Origin of the sequence: Puia sp. P3 (assembly GCF_050632245.1) — a bacterium.
In the GTDB taxonomy this organism is placed as follows: domain Bacteria; phylum Bacteroidota; class Bacteroidia; order Chitinophagales; family Chitinophagaceae; genus Puia.
This window is the reverse complement of the sequence record NZ_CP192583.1, coordinates 7,693,642-7,711,402: the sequence shown is the minus strand read 5'-3', so window position 1 is coordinate 7,711,402 and position 17,761 is coordinate 7,693,642. Positions and strand designations below refer to the sequence as shown.

12 protein-coding genes and 2 pseudogenes are annotated in these 17,761 nt (G+C 57.0%); 7 read left to right on the top strand and 7 right to left on the bottom strand.

Translation table 11 applies throughout. The annotated features are described in order from the left end of the window. Positions 1–51 precede the first annotated feature (51 nt). From ACQ86N_RS48520 to ACQ86N_RS48495, 6 genes are all read left to right on the top strand, one after another. Positions 52–2,514, top strand: a complete 2,463-nt coding sequence (locus ACQ86N_RS48520; protein ID WP_431213348.1) for an ABC transporter permease — start codon at positions 52–54, stop codon at positions 2,512–2,514. Between the two features lie 11 nt (positions 2,515–2,525). Beyond that, positions 2,526–4,907 (top strand): ABC transporter permease, encoded by a 2,382-nt coding sequence (locus tag ACQ86N_RS48515; protein WP_431213347.1) that lies wholly within the window; start codon positions 2,526–2,528, stop codon positions 4,905–4,907. A gap of 540 nt (positions 4,908–5,447) precedes the next feature. Continuing rightward, positions 5,448–6,116, top strand: coding sequence for a carboxypeptidase-like regulatory domain-containing protein (locus ACQ86N_RS48510; RefSeq protein ID WP_431213346.1), 669 nt, complete (start codon positions 5,448–5,450; stop codon positions 6,114–6,116). Next, entirely contained in the window at positions 6,113–8,302 is a 2,190-nt protein-coding gene (locus tag ACQ86N_RS48505) for a TonB-dependent receptor domain-containing protein (RefSeq protein ID WP_431213345.1), read from the top strand. Before ACQ86N_RS48510 ends, ACQ86N_RS48505 begins: the two co-directional genes overlap by 4 nt. Continuing rightward, positions 8,242–8,649: a hypothetical protein gene (locus tag ACQ86N_RS48500; protein ID WP_431213344.1), complete on the top strand. Its 408-nt coding sequence runs from the start codon at positions 8,242–8,244 to the stop codon at positions 8,647–8,649. The genes ACQ86N_RS48505 and ACQ86N_RS48500 overlap by 61 nt, the downstream gene beginning before the upstream one ends. 10 nt (positions 8,650–8,659) lie before the next feature. After that, positions 8,660–10,093, top strand: a complete 1,434-nt coding sequence (locus tag ACQ86N_RS48495; RefSeq protein WP_431213343.1) for a SusD/RagB family nutrient-binding outer membrane lipoprotein — start codon at positions 8,660–8,662, stop codon at positions 10,091–10,093. 184 nt (positions 10,094–10,277) lie between these two features. On the opposite strand, the gene ACQ86N_RS48490 is transcribed toward ACQ86N_RS48495, so the two are convergent. The 4 genes and pseudogenes from ACQ86N_RS48490 to ACQ86N_RS48475 all read right to left on the bottom strand — a co-directional run bounded on the left by ACQ86N_RS48490 (position 10,278) and on the right by ACQ86N_RS48475 (position 12,453). Then, entirely contained in the window at positions 10,278–10,541 is a 264-nt protein-coding gene (locus ACQ86N_RS48490; RefSeq protein WP_431213342.1) for a hypothetical protein, read from the bottom strand. 254 nt (positions 10,542–10,795) lie between these two features. Continuing rightward, complete coding sequence (locus ACQ86N_RS48485) at positions 10,796–11,857, bottom strand: PQQ-dependent sugar dehydrogenase (protein WP_431217909.1); 1,062 nt, start codon at positions 11,855–11,857, stop codon at positions 10,796–10,798. A gap of 91 nt (positions 11,858–11,948) precedes the next feature. Next, a pseudogene (locus tag ACQ86N_RS48480) lies at positions 11,949–12,272 on the bottom strand (hypothetical protein); the annotation flags it as partial. Continuing rightward, positions 12,235–12,453 carry a hypothetical protein gene (locus ACQ86N_RS48475; protein WP_431213341.1) on the bottom strand — a complete coding sequence of 73 codons (219 nt, stop codon included), beginning with the start codon at positions 12,451–12,453 and terminating at the stop codon, positions 12,235–12,237. The pseudogene ACQ86N_RS48480 and the gene ACQ86N_RS48475, both read right to left, overlap by 38 nt. Before the next feature lie 372 nt (positions 12,454–12,825). Between ACQ86N_RS48475 and ACQ86N_RS48470 the strand changes: the two genes are divergently transcribed. Further along, positions 12,826–15,276: a hypothetical protein gene (locus tag ACQ86N_RS48470; protein WP_431213340.1), complete on the top strand. Its 2,451-nt coding sequence runs from the start codon at positions 12,826–12,828 to the stop codon at positions 15,274–15,276. On the opposite strand, the gene ACQ86N_RS48465 is transcribed toward ACQ86N_RS48470, so the two are convergent. The 3 genes and pseudogenes from ACQ86N_RS48465 to ACQ86N_RS48455 all read right to left on the bottom strand — a co-directional run. Further along, the gene (locus ACQ86N_RS48465; protein ID WP_431213339.1) at positions 15,188–15,886 is read right to left on the bottom strand and encodes a lipoprotein signal peptidase; all 699 of its coding nucleotides are present in this window, start codon (positions 15,884–15,886) and stop codon (positions 15,188–15,190) included. The genes ACQ86N_RS48470 and ACQ86N_RS48465 overlap by 89 nt on opposite strands. 263 nt (positions 15,887–16,149) lie before the next feature. Next, entirely contained in the window at positions 16,150–17,154 is a 1,005-nt protein-coding gene (alr, locus tag ACQ86N_RS48460) for an alanine racemase (RefSeq protein ID WP_431213338.1), read from the bottom strand. 199 nt (positions 17,155–17,353) lie between these two features. Beyond that, positions 17,354–17,671, bottom strand: a pseudogene (locus ACQ86N_RS48455) (glutamate ligase domain-containing protein); the annotation flags it as partial. Between the last annotated feature and the right edge of the window lie 90 nt (positions 17,672–17,761).

The window sequence follows — 17,761 nt, the reverse complement described above, 5'->3', positions numbered from 1 at the left end:
CGCGCGACGCGGGCGTGCAACATCCCCTAAAAAAAGTTGTCCCTTTTAGTTATGCTAAAAAACTACTTCACCATCGCGCTGCGCAACCTGCGGAAGAACAAGATTTTCTCCCTGGTCAATATCTTCGGTTTGGCCATCGGGCTGACCTGCTGTCTGCTGATCGCCGCCTATATATCGGACGAGACCAGCTATGACAGCTATCCCGCCGAGTCCGGCAACATCTACCGGGTCAATCTCGGGGTCATCGGTCATGCGATGGAGTCCTATCCCTCCGTGGATATCGCCGTCGGACCGGGTATGAAGCAGGCTTTTCCGGAGATAAGGGCCTATACGCGCCTCCAGCGGCTGGGCGGCACATTTGTCTCCGACCCCAGCGGCGAGCGGAAGATGAAGGAGCAGCATTTGTCCTTTGTCGACTCCAATTTCTTCGGGGTCTTTACCCTACCCTTCCTCGAGGGCAGCCCGCAGGAGGCGCTGACGCGGCCCAATTCGGTAGTCGTGACCAGAGATTTTGCCGACAAATATTTTGGGAGCGGACTGGTGGTAGGCAAGTCTATCACCGTCGGCGATTTTGGGCCCTGCAGGATCTCGGGGGTCATCGACCGGATACCGGCCAACGCGAGTTTTCATTTCGACGCTTTTATCAGTCTGTCCACGCTCCACTACAAAGAACTTACCTGGAGCAATGTCGGCGTTTATACGTGGTTGTTACTGAACCCGGGGGCCGACCCGAAACGGCTGGAATCGAGGTTTCCCCAGCTGGTCGCCAAATACGCCGTTCCCGAGATAGCCCGCGATATGGGCGTGCCCCTGAACGAGGCGCAAAAGGCGGTCAATACTTTTATCTTCAGCCTCACCCCTCTCCGCGACGTACACCTCCATTCCAATACCAAGTATGAACTGGAAGCCAACGGCGACATCAACTACATCTATATCTTCGGCGCACTCGCGCTGTTTATCCTGCTGCTGGCCTGCGCCAATTTTACCAATCTCTCTACGGCGAGCTCGGCCGGCCGCAGCAAGGAGGTGGGGATCCGCAAGGTCATGGGATCGCTGAAGGGGCAGCTCGTCTCTCAGTTCCTCGTCGAGTCGGTCCTGCTGACTTTCGGCGCGCTGCTGGTCGCCTACGGACTCTCGGCGGCGCTGCTGGGGTTCTTTAATCAGGTGTCGGGAAAACATATTTCATATTTAGTCTTTGTGCGGCCGGTGTCGGTGCTGGTGGCGCTGGGCCTGACTTTGCTGGTGGGCGTCCTCGCCGGCGTATATCCCGCCTTCTTCCTTTCTTCGTTCAATACCATAAAAGTCCTTAAAGGCGCAGCGGCCGCGGGCGGTAGTCGCAAGAGTCTGCTGCGCAGCGGGCTTGTTGTCTTCCAGTTCTTTATCTCCATCGGGCTGATCGTCGCCACGCTGGTCGTCTACCGCCAGCTGCACTATATGCAGGATCTGCGGCTGGGCTATGACAAGGATCAGCTGGTCTATATCCAGGATACGCGGCTGCTCGGGCAGAATCAGGACGCGTTCAAGTCGCAGCTGCTGCAGGACCCGCGCGTGAGCAATGTTTCGATCAGCTGGTGTGCGCCCGGCAGCGGGGACATGGGTGGTACCGAGATCTATCCGAAGCTGGACGGAGGAGGTTCGGGGAAGGAGATCCATACCAATATCTACCAGGTCGACTACGACTATGTTCCGACGCTGGGGCTGAAGGTAGTGAAGGGGCGCAATTTCTCGAGGGGTTTTCCGACAGACTCCATGCCGGCGAGGCTTGCCAATGCGAACGGCGACACCAGCCGCGCGGGCGCCGTCGTCATCAACGAGACCGCGGTGCGGGACCTGGGCTGGAGCAATACGGACCCGATCGGCAAGACCATTGTCCGCAGCGGCCGTAAAGAATATAAGGTCATCGGCGTTGTTGCCGACTTCCACTATATGTCGGCCAAAGAGAAGATCGCGCCGCTGATGATCCTCATGGGCAACAACTATGGCGGGATGCTGGTCAAAGTCACCACAAAAGATATAAAGGGTTTCATGGCCGACGCGCACCGGAAATGGGAGGCTTTTAGTCCTTCGGGGCCTTTCGCCTGGTATTTTCTCGACGACCATTTTGCGCGGATGTATGAGACTGAGCGGCGGACGGGGAGTCTGTTTGGCGCCTTTACGCTGATCGCGATCGTGATCGCGGGGCTGGGGCTTTTTGGTCTCGCGGCGTATATCGTCGAACAGCGGACGAGGGAGATCGGCATCCGCAAGGTGCTTGGCGCTTCGGTAGGCTCCGTGCTGCTGCTGGTGGCGCAGGAATTTCTCTGGCTGGTGGCGCTGGCCTTTCTGATCGCGGCCCCCATCACGTGGTGGGGTATGCACCGCTGGCTGCAGGACTTTGCGTACCGATCGTCCATCAGCTGGGGGATCTTCCCGGTAGCGGGCGTCTCGGCGTTGTGCATCGCCCTGCTGACCATCAGCGTCACGACCCTGAGGGCCGCGCTGGCCAACCCCGTAAAAAGTCTCCGTTCAGAATAAAACCTTTTTCTATGTTCCGCAACTACTTCACCATCGCCTGGCGCAACCTGACCAGGAACCGGCTTTCTTCCGTGATCAATATCGGCGGTCTTGCCATCGGGATGTCAGTCGCTATTTTGATCGGGCTCTGGGTCTCCGATGAGACGGGGTTTAATCATCGCGTCGCCAATCACCGGCGTATCGCCGCCGTCCTTCAGATTCAGGATTTCAACGGCGAGATAGACACCTGGTGGGGAGAGGCGCTGCAGCTCGGGCCCGCGCTTCGATCCGGGTATGCCGATCTTTTTAAGCACGTCGTAATGTCCGGGTGGAATGGTGATCACCTGCTCGGCGTTGGTTACCGAAAGATCAAGACGGGTGGCAACTATATGGATTCGGGGGTTCTGGAGATGCTGACTCCAAAGATGGTGGCGGGGAATTATTCCGGACTGCGCGAGCCGGGGTCGGTCGTTCTGTCCTTGTCGGCGGCACGGTCGTTGTTCGGTAACGCAGCGGCGGCGATGGGTCAGGTCGTTGTGCTGGACACGAAGATCCCGGTGAAAGTGACAGGGGTTTATGAGGATCTGCCGGATAATTCCGACTATGGCGCAACGAAATTCATCGTGCCGTGGCGCCTGCTGCTGGCGAATGAAGGTTATGAGAAAAAGCTCGGCTGGGGCAACAGCTGGTTCCAGTGTCTGGTGCAGCTGAATGAAGGGGTCGATCTGGCGAAGGCCTCGCGGGCGATCAGGGATGTGAAGCTGAAGGCTAGTCCCGGCGACGCCAAATTCAAGCCGCAGCTGGTACTCCACCCGATGGACCGCTGGCATCTTTATGGCGAATGGAAGGAGGGGAAGAACAATGGCGGGGCGATCGTCTATGTCCGGCTCTTTATGATCATCGGCGCCTTTGTGCTGCTGCTGGCCTGTATAAATTTTATGAACCTTTCGACGGCGCGCAGCGAGCGGCGGGCGAGGGAGGTGGGTATCCGCAAGGCGATCGGGTCTTTGCGCGGCCAGCTGATCGGCCAGTTCTTCAGCGAGTCGGTGCTGGTGGCGGTGTTAGCCTATGTGCTTGCCGTTGGACTGGTTTTGGTCCTGCTGCCCTTCTTCAACGAAGTCGCGGGCAAGAAGGTGTCGATCCCCTGGGGACAGCCGTTGTTCTGGCTGGCGGGTATTGGGTTTGCGCTGTTCACCGGGTTGGTAGCGGGCAGCTATCCGGCGCTGTATCTTTCGTCTTTCCAGCCGGTGAAAGTACTCAAGGGGACATTTAGGGTGGGGAGACTTGCGGCGGTGCCGAGAAAGGTGCTTGTCGTAGTACAGTTCTCGGTCAGCGTGATCCTGATCATCGGAACGCTGGGTGTCTTCCGGCAGATCGGGTATGTCCGGGAGCGGCCGGTGGGTTATACGCGGGAAGGATTGGTTACGGTGCCCGTGGGCGGGGCGGCCATCAGCCAGCACAAGGATGCGTTTCGTGCCGACCTGCTTTCTACCGGGGTCGTGGAGGAAGCTGCTTTTTCCGAGAGTCCGCTGACGGCAGCCTATGTGACCAACAGCGGATATAAGTGGAGGGGAAAAGATCCGAATATGACCGAGCAGTTCCATACGGTGCGGGTGAGTCCGGAATATGGCCGGGTTGCCCGCTGGCAGGTGGTGCAGGGGCGGGATTTCTCGCGTGCTTTTGCCACGGATTCGCTCGGGTTCGTCATCAATGAGAGCGCGGCCCGTTATATGGGGTTTAGCAATCCGGTCGGCGAGAGGGTCCAGTGGGGGGATAATGGGGTCTATACGATCATTGGAGTGGTAAAAGACATGATCATGCAGTCGCCTTTCGAGCCGGCGACGGCGATGATCTTTTTCCTCGATACGGCACGGACGCCGCTGGTCGACGTCCGGATCAGGCCCGGCGTCAGTGCCGCCGCGGCCATTGGCAAGATCGCGGGGGTGTATAAAAAATACGATACCGATAATCCTTTCGAGTATCGGTTTGTCGACGAGGAATATGGGCGCAAGTTTGCCACGGAGGTACGGATCGGCAGGCTGGCGGGGTTCTTTACGGGGCTGGCGATCTTTATCTCCTGTCTGGGGTTGTTCGGGCTGGCGACCTTTGTTGCGGAGCAGCGGACGCGGGAGATCGGGGTCCGGAAGGTGTTGGGGGCGTCGCTGGGCAGTCTGTGGGCGTTGCTGTCGCAGGAGTTCGTGAAGCTGGTGGTTTTGTCGTTGCTCATCGGGGGGCCGCTGGCCTGGTGGATCATGCAGGGATGGCTGGCCGGATATACATATCATACGAGTCTGTCGTGGTGGATCTTTGCGGTGGCGGGGACTGGGGCGGTGGTGATCACGCTGCTGACGGTGAGCTGGCAGGCGGTGAAGGCGGCAATGGAGAGTCCGGTGAAGAGTTTGAGGAGTGAGTAGAGGAATCCGCCCCGGTTCGCGGGGGGTGTTGTCGCGGTTCACGGGTCTGTCGTCGCGGTTCACGCGGTTCAGGGGAGTGGACCCGTTCACATATTTCAAAATTTTGAGGGTCTGCCTTTGGCGGGCCCTTTGTTGTATGGCTCAGGCAGCTGCCGTCAGCCGGCTCAGGGAGCGCCGCCACAAGGAGAAGTAACTAAGGAAAAAATTAGCAGCCCCCGGGTAGGCGGCGACCCTGCTCTGTAATACCCCTTATTTTCTAACGCGGATGAATATGCGTATCCGTTAAAACCCGCTCTGGCTCTGGATTGTCACGCTGCGGTAATCTTTTCCCCATGGTTAATTTACGTAAACTTCGGGGTAAAAATTATAAAGGAAAATTGTCGTAAATCAGGCAAATTTGGGTTTAACTCCGATCACCGCATTTTTTTATTCAAACCAAAAACTAAGCTCATGAGATGTAGCATTGTGCTAGCTCTGGTGTTTGCATTCGGCTTATCCTGTTTGTCAGGATTTGCCCAGTCAGCCAGAATCCCGGGAAAAGTGTTCGATGAAGCCGGCAACCCGATCGTGGGGGCCACTGTCCGCTTCAAAAATCAAAAAGGAGGTACTATCACGCTGGACGACGGGAGTTTCAGCATTTCTTCACCTACAGGTCGTGGCAGGCTGGTCATTTCCGCTCTCGGATTTGTAGAGCAGGAGGTGGACGTTGCCGGTCTTTCCCAGGTCAGGGTCAACCTGGTGAGGAATGACAAGAACCTGAACGAGGTCGTCGTTACCGCCTATGGTATCCGCCGCGCCAAGAATACCCTTCCTTACGCCGCCCAGACGATCAGCGGCGATGAAGCCAATAAGGTTCGCCTCACCAACGTCGCCCAGGGGCTGTCCGGCAAGGTCTCCGGCCTTGAGATCCGGCAGAACAACTCTGTCGGCGGCTCGGTAAATGTCATCATACGCGGCGCCAAATCGCTGACGGGCAGCAACCAGGCGCTTTTCGTGGTCGACGGTGTGCCTTTCGACAATACGGTTATCAACTCCAGTACCTTTAGCTCGGCAACCGCCCCCAACGGTACGGCATCGGGCACCGGAGGCTATGACTACGGCAATGCGGCCAGCGATATCAACCCCGACGACATCGCCAGCATCAACGTCCTCAAGGGGCAGCTGCAACGGCTCTCTATGGCAGCCGCGCCGCCAACGGGGTCATCATGATCACGACGAAGAGAGGACGTTCCGGATTCAACATCCAGGTCAACAGCGGCCTCACCGTTGGCCGGATCGATAAGTCCACATTTGTGAAGCTACAGAATAAGTACGGCGCCGGTCGCAGCGACGACTACTCGATCACCAGCCCGCCCAACCCTGCCGGCAAGCGCACGGATTTTCAGTGGGCCGATCTGCTGAATGACGGTCAGGGAGAATACCTGGTAAACGCCAATGCGCCGCGCAGCTGGGGACCGGCTTTTGATCCCAATATTCTCGTATGGCAGTGGGACGCCTTCGATCCGAGCAGCCCCAATTTTCACAAGGGGACGCCATGGGTCGCTGCCAAACATGGTCCGGAATATTTTTATGGGACGTCCATCAGCAATAACAACAGCGTCTATCTCGACGGCGCCTCCGACAAGGGCAGCTTCAAGCTGGGTTTCAACCGCACGAATGACAAGGGAAATCTCCCCAACAGCAATGTATCGCGCAATCAAATAAACTTTGCCGGGACGTACAAAATCGTGCCCCGGCTGACCGCGTCGGCATCTGCCAACTATTCGAATGACAATGCGATCGGTCGTTATGCTACGGGGTATGACGCGGACCGCAACGTGAACGTCCAGTTCCGCCAGTATGGCCAGACCAACGTAGACTATAAAGAGCAGAAGGAAGCCTATTTCCGTAACCAGCAGAATATTACCTGGAGCTGGTTCGACCTGACGAAGAAAGATTTTAGCGGCGTCTATCCCGCCTTTTATAATAACCCTTACTGGAACGCCTACCAGAACTACGAGACTGACAGCCGCAACCGTATCTTCGGCAACACGGCCCTCAACTACCAGGTCACCGACTGGCTCAATATCATGGGTCGTATCTCGGTCGACAACTGGAACCAGTTCATCGAAGAAAGGGTCGCCGTCGGCAGCGTAGGTCAGATACAGACCACCGGCCGCTATTCCAGAACGAATATTTCCTACCAGGAATTGAACTATGACCTTTTGGCGACGATGAACAAAGACCTCTCCGCCGACTTCAAGTTCAACGGCCTTCTGGGTGTGAATATGCGGCGCAACAAGCAGCAGTCTACCTCACAGGTCACGCAGGGCGGGCTGATCATTCCCAAAGTATATGCTATCTCCAATTCCAAGGCCACGCCTGCCAATCCGGTAGAAGTCTACGCTCCCAAGGCGGTTGACGGATATTTCGCGGGCGCCACGCTGACATACCGGGACTTCCTTTCGCTGGATGGAACCTTCCGCCGCGACCGGTCTTCGACACTGCCTGTCAACGCTAATGCTTACAACTACTACGCCATATCCGGAAGCTGGATCTTCTTCCAGCATTTGAAGAATGTGCCCTGGCTATCCTCCGGTAAGTTGCGCGCCAACTACGCCACCGTGGGTAACGACGCACCATGGGGAGCTATCCAGGACGTCTACACGGTGGGGGCGCTTTATGGAAATGGCAGCTACCAGTTCAATCTGCCAACAACGAAGAATAACCCGAATCTTAAGCCGGAAAGAACCAACAGCAAGGAAATTGGCCTCGAGGTTGCCTTCCTCAAGAACAGGGTAGGCCTGGACGTAACGTACTACCATACCAATTCGATCAACCAGATCTTACCGACCCAGACCTCTTCGGCCGTCGGATACAATCAGAAATATATCAACGCCGGAAATATCCAAAACCAGGGTTTCGAGGTCTCGCTGTTCGGCACGCCTGTTCAAACGCGCAATTTCTCCTGGGAGATCAATGTCAACTGGACACGCAACCGGAACAAGGTGCTTTCGCTCAACGAAGGTTCGACCAATCTCGTGCTGGGTAGTCTGCAGGGGCCCATCACGATCAATGCTACAGTCGGACAGCCCTATGGAACGATCTGGGGTACGGACTTTCAGTACATCAACGGCCAGCGGGTCGTTGCGCAAAGCGCCACCAATGCCGTGTACGTCATTCCCGCTACCAACAAGGTGCTGGGCAATGCCAATCCGGACTGGATCGGCGGCGTGACCAATACCTTCAAGTACAAGAACTGGAGCGTGTCCTTCCTCATCGACGTCCGCCAGGGGGCAAGCTATTCTCGCTGGATCAGTACTACTCCTTCCAGTCGGGTATCACCAATACACAGATGGGTATCAACGACAAGGGAGTCGATTTCCGTCTTCCGCTCGCACAGGGCGGCGGCCTGATCCTGCCCGGTGTGACTCCCGACGGCAAGCCCAATACGCAGCGCGTCCGGATATACAGCAACAACAGCCTTTACCTGCCGGAGTCGCAGTTCATCTACGACGCCAGCTATGTGAAGCTGCGTGAGACGACCGTCAACTACCACCTGCCCGACCGTCTGCTGCGCAATCAAAAGGCACTAAAAGGAGTTGACTTTTCGGTATTCGGCCGCAATCTCTGGATCATCCACAAGAATCTGCCGATGGCTGATCCGGAAGAGACTACTTCCGCCGGCAACCTGCAGGGCTACCAGAGCGGCTCCTATCCCGCAGTACGTCAAGTCGGCTTAAACGTAAAATTGAAATTCTAAATCCCACGACATGAAAAAGATATTCGTTTTCATATTGCCGGTAGTGCTTCTTGGAGCGTGTACCAAGAACATCGACCGGTTCAACAATGCCACAAAGCAGCCTACCACCGTGCCAGCGGGTCCTGTTTTCACCTATGCCACGCGGACGCTGTCGGACATGCTTACCGACTGCAGCAACAACAATTCGTTAAGGCATATCGTCGAGCACTGGTCCCAGACGATCATCCAGGACGCTACAGTTTATAACTTCAATGCTACGCGGATGAACGACCTCTGGTGGAACAGGATGTATATCGTGCTGTCCAACCTGCATGCCTGCGACAGCATCCTCGCTTCACCTTCGACCACTTCCCCCGTGATCATCAAGAATCAGCGGGCGGTCACGGATATCATGGCGGTATATGTATGGAATATCCTGGTCAATAGTTTTGGCAACGTGCCCTATTCCCAGGCGCTTAACTACAATAACCTCTTCCCGAAATACGACGACGCCAAGACGGTCCAGCTGGATCTCGAGAAGCGGCTTACCGCGGACCTGGCGGCGCTGGACCCCGGCAGTACGAGCTTTGCCGCCTCGGAAGACCTTATCTACAGCGGGAAGGTCAGCAGCTGGGTAGCATTCGGGAATTCGCTGATGATAAAGATCGCCATGACCCTTGCCGACGTCGACGCCGCCAACTCCAAAGCGCTGGTCGAAGCAGCTAGTCCGAAGGCCTTCCAGACTTCCGCTACCGACGCCGTATGGCCCTACTTTGCCGTACCCAGCAACAATCCGATGTATAACGCGATCGTAACCTCGGGCCGCCAGGACTTTATCGCCTGCGCTACGCTGATCGATACGATGAAGCTGTATAGCGATCCGCGTCTTCCGGGATTTTTTACAACCAATTCGGCGGGTCAGTACCAGGGAACGCGGCTCGGAGAAACGAATGGTGTGATCTTCGCCAATGAGTCGAAGCCCAGCGCGAGAATGAGCCTGCCTAACTCGCCTTTCACTATTATGGACGATATCGATATGGAGTTCTATCGTGCGGAGGCCATCGAAAGAGGGTTCAATGTGGCCGGGACGGCGGAGCAGCACTATGATTCCGCTATCGCGATGTCGATCCGTTACTGGGGAGGAACGCAGGTGCAGGCGCTAACTTATCTGGCGCAGCCGAATGTAGCATATACTACTGCGGCCGGGACATGGCAGCAGAAGATCGGTCTGCAGAAATGGATTGCGCTGTACAACAGGGGTATGGATGCCTGGACCGACCTTCGTCGGTTCGACTATCCGACGATGATCCCGCCGATCGCAGCGCAGTCCGGTTTCCCGAACAGGCTGCCCTATCCTTCGAGTACCTATAATGAGCAGGCGCTGAATGGGGCGAATTATACGCAGGCGGCAGCTGCCATTGGCGGTGACAAGCCGGAGACGAAGTTATATTGGGACGTGCACTAGTGTGGACGTTCGGTGCACCCCTGGTGGGGAAAGCCGCTCCTTTGGGGCGGTTTTTTTTTGTGGGGGATTGGGCCGGGGGATGGTTCACGCAGGTTGGGTCGCGGGCCGGTTCACGGGGATTGGGTCGCGGTTCACGCGGGATGTGGTCGCGGTTCACGTCATTTTGGACCGGGAGACCAACCGGCTACGCCACTTTGGTCTCGGGGAGGCCGTTCTCTTCACCGCGGGTGAAGAAGACTTCCCGTTTGGACTGGTCCCAGTGTTCTTTGGCTGTGTGCTGAGCTTTTGTTCCGCGGTCAAAATCCCAGAAGCGGGCTTCGGGGCTGGAACAGTGGTAGGTAATTTCGCAGTTGCCCCAATCCGTTGCATACATCGACGATCCACAAATTGGGCAGCTCATCGGGGTTACAGACGGGGCTTTGCCCGTCGATTCATGTAGAGATTGCATTTGAAAAAGTATTAAAGGGTCTACGGATTAATGCTATTGGTACGGCAAGCAATCTCTGTATCAATCTATTGTGTACAACATACGCAAATTTACGAATTGTTTTTGGGATTTGGTAGTGGGGGACGTGGGGTTTGGGTGCGGGGACCGGGAGTTTGGGCGCGGGGACCGGATGGTTCACGCGTGGGATGTGAACCGCGGGATGTGGGGACGGGGAGCGGAGGCCGCGGGCAAGCCACCGCCGGGCGGCGCAACACCTAATATATAATGACCTTCCGGGTCACGACCGAAACCTCGGTTCCATTGAAAAGCCGAAGGACGTATACTCCCGGCTGCACTCCACTGATATTCAGCGAGAACTTGTTTTCATAGGTCTCTTTGACGACCACCAGCCCGCCGGTAACGGTATAAAGCCGCGCCTGCCAGGGCCTGCGTCCGCTGGCCGCGGCCTCGATCTGCAGCTGGCCATGGGCCGGGTTGGGGAAAATTCTGGGTGACCCGGCACGATTGGAGCCGTCCTCGCCCGGGTAGGCATCCGAACCAGTGCCACCGGCGGGGCCACCACCCTTCCCGGGCGGAAGCGCCAAAGTCGTCAGATAAACCATCCTCAATATATATCCCAGCGCCGGCGACGCAACGGAATTGCCGATCACACCGCTCGCCCCCAGCGTACAACAGGAGTTGTCCACCGCCAGGAACAGCGTATCGCCCGTCGGCGCAACTGTCACATTCCGGAGCCGGTAACCCGGCAGGTAGTGGAGGGTATCGCCCGCACTCACCGTACTGTCGACACTTAGCCCGTCGGCCTTCAACGGCAGGCGGAAAAGGCCGTTCTTCAATGAAGGGATCAGCAGGGAGTTGTTCCAGCCCGGGATGGCGCCCTGCCCATAGTACGCAATAGCCGCGGGCGCGATCGTCGGCCAGTGCATATTGCCCATGGCGCCCGAGGTCTTATTCGCCGAGCGCCCCCAGTTGTAAAAAGAGAACATCGGCTCCTGCAGCGTCGTGGGGGTAGTGTCGCAAAAACCGTGTTCGCTGATCACGGACTTGCCCGCCAGATACATCGAGTCGCCATTACTGGAAGTATAGTTGTCGTCGCAGAGACCGGCGATCTTTGGCCAGCCATAGTTGATATGAGGAAGGATGATGTTCACCTCGTCGTCGGACTGGTCCCCGTGCTCGCTGCTATAGAGGATATAGGAAGCCCCGCCGTCGACGGACCCGAAATCCAGACCCTGCGGGTTGCGGTGGCCGAAGGAATAGACGGCGGTTTTGGCGGACGCGGCGGCCCCGGCCGGAAAGGGATTGTCTCCCGGTATCCACTTGCTGCGGCCCGGAAGGCTGGCTGAGATCCGGCTCGGTATTTAGCCGGAGCACCTTGCCCTGAATGACGGTCGTGTCCTGGGCATAGTTGGGCCGGTCGATATTGGTCAGGTTGCCGGCCCCCATATCGCCGATGGTATAATAAAGATGGTACTGACCGTCCGGCTCGGGCATCGGACTAACGCGGATGCGCCCCGAGTTGTGGTCGTTGCTGCCGTCGAGACCCGAAATGACGTCGTCCAAATAGACGAGACTACCGTCGCTGAAACGGTAACGATAACGGGCAACCTTTGTATTGTAGCTGCAGTATTTGCCGCTGCTGCCCGTAGCGCAGCCCACGAGATGATAGACATAGGCAATATAAACCCATGGCTTACCCGAATAGAACTGCGGGTGGATAGCCAGTCCCATGAGCCCTCCCCGGGGCCAGGGGATTTGCGGTTGCAGCGGTAAAGTCTTTCAGGCTGTTCATATCCAGGAGCACACGATTCCCCTTGTCACCGGGATGGATCTTCCAGATCCTGTATCCATGCGACTCCGTCACCCATAGCGAATCATCGGGTCCATAGAGGACTTCCCATGGACTGGCCATCCCCGTGGTCCCCGTTGCCGGAGTAGAGGGTATCGATCCTGAACGACTGGGTGTAAAAGGTTACCGTCTGCTGCGCTGTAAGATTCAGAGATAGGCACAGGCACAGTAGTACAACTTGAGAAGAATGGTGGTTTCTCATCGGATGATTGGATCAGCCGACGGACCCGAGGTCCGTCATATCTACCAAAATAGTACTTATTTGCTTAAGATGGAATAGTAGATTTCCCTTAAATCCTGAACGGACTATTACGATTGCCTTGGATTAAATAAGGAGTATCTTTATATTATCATTTCCCGGCGAGCCGAATGCTCCCGGTGGGTGAGACCGACCCGTTCAAGATCCGATAACCCAAGAAAAATGGAGTCGTACTTATGAAAACAACCCTACCCGTTGGCCGTGCCATTCGCAGAGCAGGCGGGACTTTGATGGTGCTGTTACTAGCCCGCGGGCTTGCCTTTTCGCAGGCCACCGCGCTGCTTAAGTTTGGGAACAGCTACGTCAACATAAGCAAGAAAGCCGTTGGTGGACCGGTACAACCCGGTGATACCCTCGAGATACGCACCAACTTTTATGTCAATAAAGTTTACAATGGCACCGGTATGATGTACCGGGTTCGCTATTTTGACAACCTCCCCGCGAATACCGCCATTCTTCCCAATTCGACGCTGAACCTCATCACCAACGAAGGGCTCGTCGTCAATTCCTATACCCAGGCTACCACCGACGACGCAGGCTCCTTTGTACAGACGCCGGCCCTTCCGACCGACTACCAGATCCGTATCAATATGGGCGGCTACGGCGGCCTGCCTCCGGGCGTGCCTTCGGGCGCGGATCCCATGGCGAGCACCGATTTCACCGGGGCGACCAACCTAAAGGGCGGCAACAGCGTGCCCCTGTTCAGTTCGGGTTCCATCATCACTACCGCGTTTCGTGTAGTCGTTACCGGTAACTACGGAGACATCATCACGCTCGGCGCAGGCAAGATCATATACAAGAAGACGACCAACGGCAGCGACACCATCCTCAATGCCACCCAATACCAGATACAGATCTCGAAGCCCAGTACCCTGTGTTCGAGCAGCACCAGTACGAACTTCGCGGCGGAGTCCGGCGGTACTTTTAACCACGGAACAGCGCACGACCGCGTCGCAGGGCCCTCGTTCCTGATACCGGGCTATACCTACCTGAACCCTTCGGGGACCACGACCTCCATCAACGATGGATACTATGCCATCGTCAACAATACCAGTCCGACCAGCAGCACCTACCCCAACGCCAACCGCCAACCCAACTGTAGCGCCTCGCCGAGTACGGGGATCTACGCCTGTAGCAACCGCGAGTTCGGCGGCTTCTGGTACATCGGCGGCGACCATACCGGAACCAGCACCGCGGCGGGCAACGTTCCGCCTGCGGCAGGTACAGACGCGGGTTATATGCTGCTCGTCAACGCCGATCTGGCAACCAGCGAGGCCTACCACCAGGTGATCACGGGTCTTTGTCCGAATACCTACTATCAGTTCTCCTGCTGGGTGAAGAATGTCTGTCCCAACTGCGGTATCGACATGAACGGCAATGCCACCTATCTCCCGGGCGTACTGCCCAATCTGACCCTCGTGGTGGACGGCATCGACCGTATCTCCACCGGACAGCTGGATACCGTGGGCTGGCAGCAGAGGGGCTTTGTGCTGCTGACCGGGCCGACGCAGACCTCTATTACTATCTCTATCCGTAACAACGCGCCAGGCGGCGGGGGTAACGACTGGGCGCTCGACGATATCACGCTGGCGACCTGTCCTCCCGACCTGCTGCTGACGCCTAACAAGCCGGATACGCTGTGTCAGGGCGCAGACGACACCGTCCGCTTCAAGATCTCTTCTTACGTCGACAACTATACGCAGTGGGTCATGCAGAAGAGCCTCGACAACGGAGCGACCTGGGTCAGCGCCGGTATCGATACGCTCGGACGCGCGGCCAGCGGAAGCGTAGTGCCCGTCCAGGACCCGCTGAGCGGTCTCTACCTCGATACGGTGACCCGCTACTACCGGATCGCAGCGACCGACACAAAGATCATCTACCGCATCAGCATAGCCAGTACCGTCGCCAACCTCACCACCAACGGATGCTTCTATACTACTACCCAGCCCAAGCTGGTGGTCGGCGTGAATTGTATGATCGCCCTGCCCACTACCCTACTCTCTTTCCGGGGACAGGTACACAATACCCTGGGCAATCTGCAGTGGACTTCCGCCGGCGAGGTGAACGGCCTGACCTGGACGGTACAGCGCAGCGACGACGGCAGGAACTTCCGGTCGCTGGTCACCCTGCCGGGCATTGCCGGCGACGGACGAGGGGCGACCTATTCATTCGTCGATCCCAATCCGGTCACGACGCAGACTTACTATCGCCTGGTCATGAACGGCAACTCCGCCACCCGTATGAGCAATTGGGTGCTGCTCAGTAACACCGATATTCATCTGGAAGTGCGCTCTGCGCTGAATCCCTTTATCGATCATATCTCCGTCGAGATGACCGCGCCTGCTGAAGGCAGGGCCGTCCTGAGCCTTTCCGATATGTACGGCCGGTTTGTCCGCCGCGAGCAGTTACAGGTGAACCTCGGTCTCAATAACCTGAATGTATATGGACTGGGCGTCCTGCCGGCAGGCAACTATGTGATGCAGATACAGGTGGGAGACCAGCTGATCAGCAAGAAAGCTGGTGAAGGTGACGAAGTAGTTATGCCTGAACGGTATCGACCTTATTGCCTTCCAGTACGGGAGATTCTTCATCGTGCCGTTTGTGGAAGAAGCGTTTCTGGAAGATGAGGATGGCGATGACGCCGACGGAGATCGAAGCATCGGCGAGGTTGAAAACCGGGCTGAAGAATTCAAATTCGTCACCGCCTACAAATGGAATCCAGGAAGGATAGTGCGTTTTGATAATAGGGAAATAGAGCATGTCGACCACCCTGCCATGGAGAAATGTGGTATAGCCGTGCGGCGGGAAGATCTTCGCAACGTGTTCGTAGGTGCTTTTCTCGAAGATGAGGCCGTAGAACATGCTATCGATAAGATTGCCCAGCGCACCGGCGAAGATGAGGCCGGCGCAGATGATGAATCCTCTGTGATATTTCTTCTTAATGATCGTCTGAATATAGTAGACGCCGAATACGACGGCAACGAGGCGGAAGAGGGTCAGCGCCATCTTTCCCCAGGAGCCGCCAAATTTCCAGCCCCAGGCCATGCCTTCGTTCTCGACGAAATAGATCTGGCCTTTGTCACCCAGCAGCTTGATGCCATTATCATAAGGAGAGACAGGAGTTGCGTAACTGTCGATGGTATGACTCAGCGGCATGTGGGTCTTTACCCAGATTTTCAGAGACTGATCGGCGACGATGATCAGCAGCACTATTAAAAAGATTGTTCTGGCCTTCACTTAACAATGTTTAAGTCGTCAAATATACTTAATAGTCATCATTGGCGACACAGATTTCACATTTGGTTTGGGGTTGTGGGGAGGCTGCGGTGAGGTCGCGTGCGCGAAACGTGAACCGCGGAATGTCATCGGGACTGGGGGTATTCCCCTATCGTGAACCGCGGAGCGTCGGGTCAGCCGACGCGCGTGAACCGCAAAACCCGGCGTGAACCGCAGAACCCGGCGTGAACCGCAGAACCCGGCGTGAACCGCGGGCCCCGCGCCTACTCCTCGAAGTAAATTCTTTTGACCCGCTGGGATATACCGGTCAGGATCTCGTAGGGGATCGTCTGCGCCCATTTCGCTAACTGTCTGACGGATAGCTCCTTACCGAAAACGATCACTTCGTCGCCTTCGTGGACGTCGGGAATGCCGGTGATATCGATCATGGTCATGTCCATGCTGATGATGCCGATGGTGGGAGCCAGTCTCCCCGCCACCCACATCTTGCCGACCCCGTTGGCAAAGCGGCGCCCATATCCGTCTGCATAGCCGATGCGGACAGTGGCGATGACGGTACCTGCCGCGGCGACGCCTTTCCGGTTGTACCCGACGGTATCTCCTTCACTGAGGTGTTTGATCTGTGCGATGGTTGTCTTGAGGGTGGAGACTTCCTGCAGGTCGAGCTGGTTGCTATCGGCGCTGTCGATGCCATAGAGCCCGATCCCCAGTCTGACCATGTCCATCTGCAGCTGGGGCAGACGGACGATCGCCGCTGAATTGGCGATATGGCGGATGAAGGGATAGCCGAGCGTTGCCTCCAGCCGGTCGGCGGCTTTTTTATAAGCCTCCCACTGCGCCAGCGAGAAAGCGTCCTGGCCGGCGTCTTCGCTGGCGGCAAAATGGCTGAAGGCGCTTTGCACTTTAAAAGCCGCTGTGGGTAAGGCTTTGAGAAGACGGTCGAGTTCTGCTGCGGGGAATCCGAGGCGGTTCATGCCCGTCTCGAGTTCGACGTGCACAGGGAAAGCGGTCAGGCCTTCTTTCTTCAGCCAGCGGTCGAAGGACTCCAGCAGCGAAAAGGAATAGATCACCGGCTCGAGGTTGTATTCCACCAGCGAGCTAAAGCCGGAGTTCTCGGTGTTCATCACCATGATGGGCATACGAATTCCGCCCTTCCGCAGGGTGACGCCTTCGTCCGCATAGGCGACACCGAGATAGTCCACGCCGTGAAACTGCAGGAGGTTGGCGATCTCCCAGCTGCCGCTGCCGTATCCAAATGCTTTTACCATGGCCATCATGCGGGTGGCGGGTTGCAGCAGCTCGGCGGTAGGCGCGGAGGTTCTGCGCTATGGCCCCGAGATTGACTTCCATGATGGTCTGGTGGATCTTCTCGGTCAGCAGGCGGTCGATGGTCTCGAATTCGAAAACCCGCGCTCCCTTGATCAGGATCGTTTCGTCCCTGAACTGCAGCTGGTGAACGGATGTTTTGAATTCTTCCACCGAGGGGAGAAAGACGCACTGGCCGGAGAACCATTCTTCGAATGCCGGACGGTTCATGCCGATGCGGCCGCCGATGGCGATGAGCCGGTCGACCTTTTTCTGTTCGAGGGCCCGGGCTACCTCTGCATACAGCTGGTCGTCGGGTCTTCCGCTCTCCAGGATATCGGAGAGGATGACGGTGCGCCGTGCGTGTTGCTGCTGCTGCGAGAGAAAGTCGAGCGCGATGACGAGGCTGTTGAGGTCGGCGCTATAGCTGTCGTTGATGATGGAGCAGTGGTTGATGCCGCTTTTCAGCTCGAGCCGCATGGCGATATGGGTCAGCTGGCTGAGCCGCTCAGCAATGGCTTCCGCGCTGACGCCGAGATAGAAGAGCGTGGCGGCACAGTGCAGGGCGTT

Coding starts and splice junctions, on each gene's coding strand:
- ACQ86N_RS48520 (WP_431213348.1), top strand. CDS start 52: ATGCTAAAAAACTACTTCACCATCGCGCTGCGCAACCTGCGGAAGAAC.
- ACQ86N_RS48515 (WP_431213347.1), top strand. CDS start 2,526: ATGTTCCGCAACTACTTCACCATCGCCTGGCGCAACCTGACCAGGAAC.
- ACQ86N_RS48505 (WP_431213345.1), top strand. CDS start 6,113: ATGATCACGACGAAGAGAGGACGTTCCGGATTCAACATCCAGGTCAAC.
- ACQ86N_RS48500 (WP_431213344.1), top strand. CDS start 8,242: ATGGGTATCAACGACAAGGGAGTCGATTTCCGTCTTCCGCTCGCACAG.
- ACQ86N_RS48495 (WP_431213343.1), top strand. CDS start 8,660: ATGAAAAAGATATTCGTTTTCATATTGCCGGTAGTGCTTCTTGGAGCG.
- ACQ86N_RS48490 (WP_431213342.1), bottom strand. CDS start 10,541: ATGCAATCTCTACATGAATCGACGGGCAAAGCCCCGTCTGTAACCCCG.
- ACQ86N_RS48475 (WP_431213341.1), bottom strand. CDS start 12,453: ATGGCCAGTCCATGGGAAGTCCTCTATGGACCCGATGATTCGCTATGG.
- ACQ86N_RS48470 (WP_431213340.1), top strand. CDS start 12,826: ATGAAAACAACCCTACCCGTTGGCCGTGCCATTCGCAGAGCAGGCGGG.
- alr (WP_431213338.1), bottom strand. CDS start 17,154: ATGGTAAAAGCATTTGGATACGGCAGCGGCAGCTGGGAGATCGCCAAC.